Source organism: Bacillus sp. GbtcB14 (assembly GCF_019091205.1).
Taxonomy (GTDB): domain Bacteria; phylum Bacillota; class Bacilli; order Bacillales; family Bacillaceae_G; genus Bacillus_A; species Bacillus_A cereus_AG.
Genome location: NZ_JAGXJT010000029.1, coordinates 1 through 12,302, shown reverse-complemented (window position 1 = coordinate 12,302; position 12,302 = coordinate 1). Strand labels below are relative to the sequence as shown.

Here is a 12,302-nt window from a genome sequence, read left to right as displayed (position 1 = left end):
GGGAGTGTATGTTACACAAAATACGATATGAAGATTGATCGTCTAGTCATTAATACTTGGCAAATCATCTTTGGTAGTTTATTTGCAGTCCCTTTAAGTTTCTTATTAGATACAAATCCATATATTAATTTAGACATGAATTTTGCTATTGGTCTATTTTGGCAGGTTGTTATGACTTCGATAGTATCCATGTTACTATGGTTTTATTTATTAAAAAAAGATCCAATAAAAGCAAACAACTATCTATTCTTAACACCGATTTTTGGTTATTTACTAGCATGGTTAATACTTAAAGAAAGTATTACAATATACCATCTGTTTGGTGCAATTTTAGTAATTGGTGGTTTGTTAATCTCAGGAACCATGAATATTAAAGACTTACTACGGTCAAAAACAAGAAGTGAAAAACATAATTCTATTTAAAGTTGAAATATTTGACCGCTCAATTCAACTAAATATGTAGTGAATGCTCTTGGTAATTTCGACTGAAGTTATCTTGGGCATTTTTTTGAGTTTTCTTCCATTCTTTTTCAGAATGTATGTAAAAAAGCTACATACGTTATAAAAAAGGAGGGAACGGAATGAAAAGACTTTGGCTTGTCATTTTGTCTTTTATCACCATGCTTACAGGTTGTTCTGTAAAAGATGTAAATTGGTACCCGATATCACAAGAGGTCATGGCCACTACACCAAATGAACTCCCATTTCCAATATCCTATCCTACTAAATTACCTTTCGAAGTAGATTCAATAACAGTTACAAATGTGAATGCAGAACATGTTACCGTTGTTTATTCAAGTAAAGACAATCAAAACTTAATTGTTGAAATAACAAGAGGAAAGGATGTTTTCCCACAAAAATCTTTACAAAAGATCAATGCATTTGATAAAACTCGTAAAGCAGTTAATCATCAAAAAAATGAATCACATTATATATACTGGAATGAAAATGACGTACATTATCAAATTTATTCATCTAACGAAAATAAGAAACAATTAACAAATGATGAACTTTGTACAGTTCAAAAGTCTTTTTCGGTGAAATAGGAGTTACGTTTTTTTCATCGAGTTTTTTTAGATAACGTCAAGTATTGATAGTATCTTTTTAAAGATATTTTTGTTTTAAAACCTATTTTATTTACCAATTCATCTTCATTTATTCCTTGCTTAATTAGACGAAGAATAAACGTATTCCTCATCTGTTGTGCAGAAATACGTCTACCTAATTCTGCTCGTTTCACTTCCAGTCGAATCATCTTTTGTATAGCAACCTCAGACAAAGCCTTTGGTGCATCATTTTCGTAAACCCATCGATATGTACCTCGATTAAAATCAAATGCCACAAATAGGGGATTATCTGTGTGCTGTCGAGGTCTTACAGGTTCAGGGATAGTCGAATAATATTTGTAAAGCTGTTGTGTATCTTCAGCTGTTAAGAAGATGGATCTAGTAACTCCGTTTTCTCCTGGAACAATTAAAGTGTTCCTAGCAAACTGTATATGGTTCATATTAAGCGATACAAGCTCTTGTAAAGACAAACCATAGTTTACTATTAAATTAATTATACAAGCGTTTCTATCCATGATTAGAGGACGGTATTTAGCTTGTCTCTCTGTTAATCCCTTAGTTGATAGAACGGTTTGTTTTAAAAGTACTTCTTCCGATTCGGTAATAAAATCATTGTCATTTAGTGATTGATCCGGAATTAAAGAGAGATGAATATCATCTAATGGACTAACTATACCTAAAAACATGTGTAATTTCTTTAAAACCACCCATATCCTGTGCCTTGTTTTAAGCGAATATTCTCGTTTATTTTCTAACACTGAGAAATACGCTTGATAATCATCTACGGATATTTCATTCCATGATTTGATATGTAAAAGTAACTCATTTTCATTCAACCATCTATAAAAATCTTTAATATCGTATGCATAGCGTTGGATTGTAGAATGTTTTCGGCCTTTTTTACTTAAATATGTAGAGAAATCTTCTAAAGTTTTCTCTAAGCTAATTGTCTTGTTCAATATAATCACCTAATTTCTTTGGATATATTATAACAGAAAACAAGTGAAAGACCTGCTACCGCCCTTTGCTACGCACGGTTGCTGGCATATCCAAAAAGCAAACGGACAAACAACCCTTTGCTTTTTGGATATGTTGTTTATTAGTTATAAAGCCAGATAAATAGAGTTATCATAATACTCCAAAAAGGCACTACAAAAACTAATCCCCAAACAATCCCTTTAAAAAATCCAATCTCGTTATAGGTATTCATTTCTATGTAAGTTGTTTCTTTTAGTGTAGCCATGTGTAATCCTCCAATATAAATTGTTTATTAAAATGAAAAAAGGACAAACCTAGTCCTGGTAGGGATACGTAGGTTTGTCCTTTTGTATGAGGGTAATGATCTGTTTAATTACCATTATTATAACGCAATTTACAAATATTTTCAATTAGGTCGGACATCTTATTAACAATCATACTAGCTATATTAAAAATCTATTATAAATATATACCTTATATAAAAAAAGAAATAAAGATAAAACTATTATAGGTTATCAAAAACAGGGGAAATATCTACTCCCACAAGGGAAAATTTCATGTTAGAACCTAAAAAATCATAAATAGCAGAAAATGTATTCGTAAATTCAATGATTATTAGACGTTTAATTCTACAAAAAAACAGAAAGGAATTACTATATTTCTACATGAAATCAGAAAGAATTTGATACCAATCGCATTATATATATTCAACCCCGTAAATAAGAACTTTTTTACTTATTTTAGTAATCAGGTTAATTCTAACCGTCTAATTATCCACATTTTATTCAGATTAGGCTGCTATTTTTGAACATAACTCACTATTTACACATAACTCACATTTTTGTTGATGATTTTTATTAGATAAATACAACAACATTAGTAATAACAATGATTTTAGAAGGATTATATCCACATTGGATCATATTTGTCCTCATATCCACTATTTTTATAATTTTCCTTTTGATTTTTTGTAGGTATTATGGGATAGGTTTTAATACAGTAGAGGAATACACTCTAGTATTATGTGGAGAGTTATGCATTGATAGAATCAAAATTGTATAGAAGTGCATAAAAAAAGACTCCATTTTACATGAAGTTCTTTCGATTTAGTATTTATAAATAGAGTAGTAGGAAGGTGTTACTACTCAAATAAACACGAATAGCCCTCTACTTTTGTTTTTTTCAAAAATAGAGAGCTAGTTGCTATTATTTTATTTTCATTGCGGTTAGCACCTGATCAGGAGTGGTTATTGTTACACCAGCACGTACTAAACGTTCAAAGGTACGCATAAACTCTAGTAAATTAAACTGTTTTGGTAGCTCAATCACACGCAGCTGCTCTTGCGGTAGCTTATCAATTTCTTCAATAAACCATTCACGTACATCACTTGGAATTGTGCGTTCTTTATGGCCGCGTACTTTTAATTTTTCGCGCATTTCAATTTCTAAAGCAATATATGCATGGAGATTCACACCTTGATCATATGCATATTTTCTAAATAACGTTTCTTCCTGATATTTTAAATAATTACGGTGATAAGATTCTTCCGTCACAGGTACCGCAAATTTCTGCTTCAGTAGTGTATGCACATTCTTAAACATCTTCTTAATGTTGTGAAGAGAGTACATAGAATAATGTAAACCGAAATTAAAGACAGCTTGCTCACGGTCACTATTTCTCTCTTTTGGTATATGTTGCGCAATAAGAGGGTAGATACCTTCTTTCGCTGCAGCATCAAGGATTTGATATTGAGATGTTTGATGCAATAGTTTTTTCAATGTATATACAATTTTCGTTGGATATCCTTCTTTTCGATCAATCATGTCACGGAGTCCGCGAATTACACTGCGGATTTGACGATGACAAGTATGCTTTAATACATGAATGAACTTATTCATGTCTGCAGACAGTTCACCGATATTCATCTCCTGTAGAACTGCTTCTATAAACTTCGCCTTGCGAGCATAGGTAGTTTTTGGTGTAAATGGATCCCTGTGTTGCTCTTCTCCAGATTCTTTTGTACATAAAAAGTCCGAATGAATAGATAAATATAAGGTTGTATATCGTTTTGTATGCTTTACCCCTTTTTGCATTTTGCAAATTTTGAATAGGGGATTCCCCGTACATGGTAATGCCGTTGTTAATTCATCGATAACGGCACGGATTTGATGCGGATATTTTTTATGTAAGAAACGATACATCCCACCGAAGTGAGTTTTGTTGCCTCTTTCGTCCTGCTTGTCCAATGAACGCTTTAATGTTGTTTCCGTATGTTGTTGCATGGCAATGTCTAAGAATAGTTTCTTAGACGCTACAGATAGCTTAAAGAAAGCCTTTGTAAATACAACAGGACTAATATATACGTATGGATTTGCTTTTTCTGTTTCCTCATTCATAAAATGAGTCAGCTTGATTGTATATCGGCCATCTACTCCGTTTTCAATGGAGATAATGTTATGTAAGTTTAATTTCTTTAATGCAATATAGAATTGAGAGTGTTGGATATAAGCAAATTCTTCTTTATATTGCTTGTAATCTTCCCACATCATATGTATTGTTACATTTGGAATGACGCCGTTTGTATAGCATTTTTTATGTAGGTATAAGAACACTTCAAGATCTGCATTGGTAATACCGTATAATTTATGTTTTCTTCCTGTTTTTTCTGCAAGTGTAGACATTACGCGACGTGAAAAAGATGGCTTGGCTTTTTCGACAAAACCTTCTACATCCGCAATACGCTCTTCGTATGTCATGTGCTGCAGAATATCTTCTAAATATGTATCTTTGTAGCTGTAGTACTTCTCCTCAAATGTTTCCACAAACTTTTGCCAAGATTTTAGTGTTACTAAAACTGCGTTTGTTATTTTTCCATTTAGGCTACGTTGATTACGTATCACAAATGATTTCCCCATCTTTTTCACCTCCGTTCTACAAATTCAGAAATATATGTCAAAATACTATAAAATATACCAATTTTGATTATAGCAAAATGAAAAATGCTGAAACGTGCTCCTTTAAGAAGAAAAATAGCAACTTGCAACAGCTTATGAAGCTAGTCGTATCAAGGGTTAAGAGAATTTCTTAATTTTTTTTTGTGTTAAGGATACCGCAAACGTGTTGCAAGTTGATTATATGTATATGAATAAGCAGAAAAAGTATCTAACCCCTTGATATATAAGGGATTAGGGTGAAAATGATAGAGGAGTTAGGGAAAGGATACCGCAAACGTGTTGCAAGTTGATTAGCAGGATCATTAATAATGAATTGCAATGATTACCCTTGATATAGAAGGTTTTTGGGCACTTGTAGATTGAAAGTAGGGAAAGGATACCGCAAACAGTGTTGCATCTTGTGTAAAGAATAAGGGCATGAATACCGCAAACGTGTTGCAAGTTGGATGATATGTATATAAGTAAGTGGAAAAGTACCTAACCCCTTGGTATATAAGGGATTAGAGTGAAAATGGTAGGGGATTTAGGGAAAGGATACCGCAAACATGTTGCATTTTATGTATGTAACTTACTCAAAATATACGAAAAATAGCTTAAAAATTTTAAAATTACTAGGTTGAAAAATAAATTATACCGTTGCAAGTTGAAAGAAATAGGGAAAGGATACTGCAAACGTGTTGCAAGTTGATGAGTTAAGGAAAGCAAAGCGCAAAAGAAATGCAAGTAATGAAGAATAGGTAAAAGAAAGAGCAACCATGTTGCAAATTGAGGACTAAGGGAAAGCAAAGCGCAAAAGGAATGCAAGTAGAGAAGAAATAGGAAGAGAAAGAGCAAATATGTTGCAAGATGACGAGTTAGGGGAAGAAAGACGCAAAATCTTGTAAATATCTGTTACAATAAATTAAATATAATAGTAGTAAGGAATTTTATGATGAAAACTACTTTGTTATGATCCATGGTTTAGGGAGGAATATAAAGTGGATAATTTATTACAAATGTTTCGAGATGCATTGTTAATCTCTGAGCCAATTTATAAAACAAATGAGCTAGTATGGAATAAGTGGAATGCATATTTTAAAGATGTTGAAAACAATAATAATAAAGTATTAACCTCATCTCATGCATCTCCATCATTTACTGCATTAGTGTCTTGGTTAGAAAAAAAGCAAGAATCCGGTATTACATTAGTACAAATTTATGCGAAAATTGATTCCTATAAGGAAGAAATATATAAAGAAATTGAAGGATTTATAGAAAAAGAATTTCAAGATATAGCACTTTCAAGTTCCATAGTAGTAGAAAATAATCAAAATATAGATAAGACAAATATAGTAAATCATGAGGATTATTATGAGGTAAATAACTCTGCTGTTTATTATAAGCTAAGAGATGGGATTGCAAAAAATCAATTTGAAGAAGATGAGTTAAGTAAGGTTTTACAATATCCTATTGAAACTAAATCTTCTAATGGTGTAGCTCAGCTTTCTTCACACAAAGATGAAGATTTAAGACTTACAAATATAGAAGAAGCTGCTCGGTGGAATACCCTTGTCGATGATGTAATGAGTAATATGGATGATTTAACGGCAGATTGTTTAGATGCAATTACAATACAATGGATAAACGAAGCAAAATCTCCAGACGAATTCATTGATTTTTCTTATGAGCAAGTTTTAGAAATGTGTAACATTCCAAAAACAGTAGTCAAAAATAAAGAATACTATAGAGCGGAAGATAAAATTAAAATAGCAAAGAGAATTGCGGCTTTAGCAAGCATTTTTATCTATTTAAATGATGATAATGAGGTAGTAGTATTAAATGACCGTGATGATGATGGAGAACGTTTAGAATTAAAACGTGAAGTAATCAAAAGGTTATTTGTATTAGATTCAGTTGTATTGTGGAGACATAGTGTTACTAATGAATACATGGGCATTGAGTCTTGTCGTATTAAGCCAGGCAGCTTTTTAACCAATTACTTATACGGATCAAATAATACAACAGCGTTATTATCTAAAAAAGCACTTGAATATAATAGTTATAGACACAAATATCATAAAAGGTTAATTCGATACTTAACATGGCAATGGAGAATTAGACAAATGTATTCATCATTGAAAAAGCCATATTCTATAGGTGGGGACAAAGGGCTGCTAGCAGTAATGGATATCCCAAAAGATTGGAAGCCGAATCGCATTAGAGAACAGTTGGAAAATGTTCTAATGGATTTAGAAAATGAAAAAGTAATCTCTCATTGGGAGTATAGTGATCCACTTGATGAACAACAAATTGGGAAACGTAATTGGTTTAAAAACTATTACGCTAATTTAGGAATAACGATTTTACCGCCTGAGGAAATGCTGCAATCAATGGATAGGGTAATCGGAAAGAAATGTATAGAAGAACTTCAAGAACAATTACCTGAAGTAACAGTTGTTAAAGAAGTAAAGAAGACTGTAGAATCAGTCGAACAAATAGAGAAGAAAATCCGTGAACAAATACTGAAAGTACACAATGAAAAAAAAGTAAGCATTCGTGAAATAGCAGATGAAATTAGTATTTCTCCGTCTACATTATCTAGATTTTGCAATTATAAAACAAAACGTTTATCTAAAAAAGCATTAGAAAAGCTAACGAAATGGTGCGAAAGACAAGAAATATTAGAAAAGATGTAACATAGACTAAACATTTCTTTTAATAATAGTCCAATTAAAAATACACATACATTATGTATGTGTATTTTACTTATTATCAATTGCAAGAGGCAAAATTTCTTTTATTAAAAGTAATTTTGGAGGGCGAAGGTCCTACTGAAAAATCAAAATAGTTATACTGTTTAATCCACTACAATTAAACTTCTTGTCTTATCGATATGGTTCAGTAACATACGATACTCTTCTTCATACATAGTTAAACGTTGTAGAAGGGATTGATTCTCAGCTTCTAAATCTTCAATTTGATTTTGTAAAATTGTCAATTCATTTATATCTTTATAATTTTGTAGAAAGAGAATAATGTCATCTAATGTAATAGACAAAGAGTTTGTTTCTTTTTCTGGTTGGGAGAGAGGAATGCTGTTTCCCACTTTTCGGTGTTGTTTGGCTTGTTGGATTTCGTCTTGGTATTGTTTTCTCACATATGAATTCCAACGAAATCCACAAGCTGCGGGTGTTCTAGCTAGTAGTTTTGCTACTTCTTTGAATGCAGCTAACTGTGTTCCACCGTTACGAATATACTGAAGTACTGTTGATGCGAGAAGTAAATCGTTATCATTAGTCCAAGAATCTTGTCTTGAAATTACCACGTTTTAACCCCCCATATATGTTTTATATTACATATATGCAGTTACTTAAAATGATAGAAGCTCAATCTCTCTTACAATAATTAAGGGTAAGTTTATAGAAGTATCTATGATTTTCAATGCAAAATTACATATAGGGTTGACTATTCACCAAACCTGTAACTATAATGGTTACAGGTTTGCAACTGAATTAATAGGATTGACATGAGTTAGTTCTATGAATGATGTATAAACAAATATTTAAGAATGAATGGAGTTGAAAATACAGACCTAAATATAAAATATATTTCTAGAAAGAAATTAGGTAATATACATTTTTTTATAATTATATATTAATAAAAAGAGGTGCGCGTTTTGAAAATTTTTAAGGGAATTCTAGTTTCTTCAATTGCATTAACAGCATTTAATGGAGTAGGTGGTATACTTCCAAGTGAAAAATCAGAAGTTGCCTACGCAGCTACTTACAATTATTCAAATAAGCAATTAAATTCTACTGTACATAAGCAAGCTACTAAACAATTAATTTTAAAATTTAAAAATGAAGCGAATTTACCATATCAGGATGGAATAGAAAAATTCATTAAAGAAGAAAAACAAGATCCTGAATTCATTGGAATTTTAGCTGAATATCCAAATGTAACTATAAATCGACTTTTTAATTCTTTAAATCCTAAAGAAATTAAAAATCTAGGTAAAGAAATAAAAGATTCTGATCATATTTCTTCTAATTTGCTAAACTACTATATTGTAGAAACTCAAGATGGTATTGATGTACAAGTGTTACTTACAAAAATTGAGAAATCATCTCTTGTTGAAACGGCGTATTTACAGGAAGAAGAGGCTTCACCAGCAGAGCGTTTACCAAATTTATCTGTTAACCCATATGATGAGCCTAGACTTACAAGACAAGGTTATCTTGAACCAGCACCATTAGGAATTAATGCACCTTATGCCTGGAGCATAAAAGGTGGGGATGGAAAAGGGACTACATTCGTAGATATGGAGTATGGATGGTTATTTAGTCATGAGGATTTAGTGAATCAAAAGATTGAATTGATATCTGGACAGAATAAAAGCGAGCACCATGATCATGGTACTTCAGTCTTAGGAATTGTTTCGGCAGAGGATAATAACATAGGCGGAATTGGAATCGCGCCCAAAGCTAAGGTAAAGGTTGTATCTCAAATTAGGGATAACGGAAATTATAATACAGCTGATGCTATTTTAAGTGCGGTTAACAATATGCAAGCTGGAGATATTCTTTTACTAGAGGCACAAGCAACTTACGATGGATATGGAGATAAGAACTATCTTCCTGTAGAAGTAAAACCGGATATATTTGATGCAATTCGTCTGGGAGCAAATAAAGGAATTATTATTATTGAAGCAGGTGCAAACGGCGGAAACGATTTAGATCAATTCAGAGACCGTAATGGTAAACAAGTTTTAAATCGTAATAGTCCTGATTTTAAAGATTCAGGGGCAATTATGGTTGGAGCAGCTTCTGCAAGGGTTCCTCATAAACGTTCATATTTCTCTAATTACGGTAGTAGAGTGGATGTGTATGGATGGGGGAATGCAGTTGATACTACAGATGCTAAACCAAGTGAATTTACAACAAATCTATATACTTCTAGCTTTAGTGGAACATCTAGCGCATCACCTATTATTGCTGGTGCTGCTGCATCAATTCAAGGAATTGCAAAAAATAATAAGGGAAAAGTATATACACCAAGCCAGCTTAGGAATATTTTAAGCGACCCTAGTACTGGAACGAAATCTAACGATCCAATCTCTGATAAAATTGGTGTTTTACCTGACTTAAAAGCCATTTTATCTAAACTGGGTTTTTTACCAAACTTAAGTAATGATTCTTCCATTGTATTTCCTGAGGAACAAGAGATAAATAAAGGGAATAAGGGAAATGAAGGATCAACTATTACATTCCCAAAAGAAGATTCCGCTAATAGTGAAGGGGACTCTAGCTTTATTTTCCCAGAATAATTGGTTAATTAGGAAGAGTTAAATAGATTTTTAAATGAATATATTGTTGTGTTCTTAGTGTAGTGAAGTATTTTACATCGAAAATCAAACAAGTATAACCCCTTCCTAAATTTAGGAAGGGGTTATACTTGTTTGAGCTTTTAAATTTAATCACTTTATTGTCGATTTATATTTAGTAGAAAAGATTCATAAACTAATTGCTTTTTAGTAAAACTTGGAGTAAAAGCTTCCCAGTTTCACGGCAAAAGTAATCTTTCGTCTTCCTGAGTCTTACTTCAAAGTAAGATGTTCAGTATGGCTATTCCGTTAATACTGTTGATATTTTAAACAGGAAACGAATGGATCAATTTTCCCAATCTATTTTCTTCCCCAACCTTATTATCAAGCTATCAAAAGTTTATGGCTCTACACCTACCGTGGCTATCGCTTTTCATACGCTTAAAAAGTAAAAAGCTAAGGAATAAAAATATATTTAATTATATAAAGGGAGGAAATGTCTTTGGGATAGTGTTTTATATTGAAAATTCCGTCTTTTATTTATAAAGTTATAAATTGTAAAATTATGGTAGAATTAGTTTTATATGGTTATATATTACATTTTTTACAGGGGGAAATTATGATTGAACATGTTGATGTACTTATCGTTGGTGCAGGACCAGCTGGATTATTTCTAGCAAAAGAATTACTAGGGATTTCTAATCAGACAGTAGCTTTAGTTGATAGTGGAAGATCTATTAAAAAGAGATATTGCCCTTTGGTTAATAAAGGGAATTGTACACAATGTAATATTTGTCATGTTGTTGAGGGGGTTGGTGGTGCTGGAATGTATTCAGATGGAAAATTATCATCTTTTCCAGCAGGTAGTGGTTTAGTTAAGCTTCTTGGAAGCGAAGAAAAAGTAATTGAATTAAATAATTATGTTTTAGACCCATTTATTTCTAAAATGAATAATGATGGAATTAAGCAAACAAAAGCAGATGAATCGCAAGATTCATGTATGATACAACAGGCTACAGATAATAAATTAGACTGGAAATGTTATGATGTCTATCATATTGGTACAGAAGGTATTATTGAATATTGTATTGAGCTAGAAGAGGATTTAGTCAATGGTGGACTAAATCTACTAACCCAAACAAAATTAAAAAGCGTAGAAAAGAAAGAAGATATTTTTATCTCTACTTTAATAAATAGAAGGGGAGAAGAGTATCAAATTTCTTCAAGTAATTTAGTCATGGCAACTGGAAAAGCTTCTGGTCATGTTTTAAGAAATATAATGGATAAATTAAATGTAAATTATTCTTTTAATGAAATTGAATTAGGTGTTCGAGTGGAAACTGAAAGAGAAGGTATAGTTGCATTGTCGGAAACTCATTTAGACGCTAAAATAAAAACGAAGATGGATGATGGAGCTGAAGTAAGAACGTTTTGTATGTGTAATGGAGGATATCTAGTTAATTGTTACTATGATTCTTATGTTCCTAACGAAAAAATTTGTACAATCAGTGGATTTTCTTTTAGAGATAAAAAATCTGATAATGCGAATTTTGGTGTGTTAGTAAGACAAAGTTTCCCAGATTATGTTGATCCAATGGGAATGCAATTGGGAATTATACAAGCAATTAATAGGGCCTCGGGGTATGGGGGAACGATTGTACAGAGATACGAAGACTTTATTTCAAATCGTCCTACAAGTAAGGAGGGGCTAGAAAATAATTCAATCCAATCAACGCTTCCAGAAGCTACACCGGTTAACTTAAGATGGGTACTTGCTGATTATGTAACAAATCATATAGAAAGCATTTTAGGGAAATTATCTGGTTTATCAAATAAGTTAATTACAAAAGATACTTTACTACATGCCCCAGTATGGGAATTATGTTGGGATAAAGTACATGTAGATGAAGATTTACGTACGAAGATATCAGGATTTTATGTAGATGGACATGCCATTGGATGGGCACGAGGGATCATTCTAGCCGCGACTACTAGAGTAG

At 32.1% G+C, this 12,302-nt stretch carries 9 protein-coding genes; 5 read left to right on the top strand and 4 right to left on the bottom strand.

The window, feature by feature from the left end:
- Both KVT31_RS28980 and KVT31_RS28975 read left to right on the top strand, forming a co-directional pair.
- Positions 1 to 423 (top strand): DMT family transporter (locus KVT31_RS28980; protein ID WP_217613684.1); only part of this gene is annotated, 423 nt, incomplete at its 5' end.
- A 158-nt stretch (positions 424 to 581) separates the two neighbouring features.
- Positions 582 to 1,046 (top strand): hypothetical protein, encoded by a 465-nt coding sequence (locus KVT31_RS28975; RefSeq protein WP_217613683.1) that lies wholly within the window; start codon positions 582 to 584, stop codon positions 1,044 to 1,046.
- Positions 1,047 to 1,060: 14 nt separating this feature from the next.
- On the opposite strand, the gene KVT31_RS28970 is transcribed toward KVT31_RS28975, so the two are convergent.
- The 3 genes from KVT31_RS28970 to KVT31_RS28960 form a co-directional block, all read right to left on the bottom strand.
- The gene (locus KVT31_RS28970; protein WP_002074054.1) at positions 1,061 to 2,035 is read right to left on the bottom strand and encodes a tyrosine-type recombinase/integrase; all 975 of its coding nucleotides are present in this window, start codon (positions 2,033 to 2,035) and stop codon (positions 1,061 to 1,063) included.
- Positions 2,036 to 2,166: 131 nt separating this feature from the next.
- Positions 2,167 to 2,310 (bottom strand): hypothetical protein, encoded by a 144-nt coding sequence (locus KVT31_RS28965; RefSeq protein ID WP_000212568.1) that lies wholly within the window; start codon positions 2,308 to 2,310, stop codon positions 2,167 to 2,169.
- Between the two features lie 941 nt (positions 2,311 to 3,251).
- Positions 3,252 to 4,961: a hypothetical protein gene (locus KVT31_RS28960; RefSeq protein WP_000520275.1), complete on the bottom strand. Its 1,710-nt coding sequence runs from the start codon at positions 4,959 to 4,961 to the stop codon at positions 3,252 to 3,254.
- 1,016 nt (positions 4,962 to 5,977) lie between these two features.
- Here KVT31_RS28960 and KVT31_RS28955 point away from each other — a divergent pair.
- Positions 5,978 to 7,675 carry a helix-turn-helix domain-containing protein gene (locus KVT31_RS28955; protein ID WP_000369387.1) on the top strand — a complete coding sequence of 566 codons (1,698 nt, stop codon included), beginning with the start codon at positions 5,978 to 5,980 and terminating at the stop codon, positions 7,673 to 7,675.
- Positions 7,676 to 7,836: 161 nt separating this feature from the next.
- Here KVT31_RS28955 and KVT31_RS28950 read toward each other — a convergent pair whose 3' ends face one another.
- Positions 7,837 to 8,304, bottom strand: a complete 468-nt coding sequence (locus tag KVT31_RS28950) for an RsfA family transcriptional regulator (RefSeq protein WP_000237083.1) — start codon at positions 8,302 to 8,304, stop codon at positions 7,837 to 7,839.
- Positions 8,305 to 8,655: 351 nt separating this feature from the next.
- Between KVT31_RS28950 and KVT31_RS28945 the strand changes: the two genes are divergently transcribed.
- The gene (locus KVT31_RS28945; protein WP_000688769.1) at positions 8,656 to 10,305 is read left to right on the top strand and encodes a S8 family peptidase; all 1,650 of its coding nucleotides are present in this window, start codon (positions 8,656 to 8,658) and stop codon (positions 10,303 to 10,305) included.
- Between the two features lie 616 nt (positions 10,306 to 10,921).
- Positions 10,922 to 12,302: FAD-dependent protein (locus KVT31_RS28940; RefSeq protein WP_254637319.1), on the top strand; the 1,381-nt coding region annotated here is incomplete at its 3' end.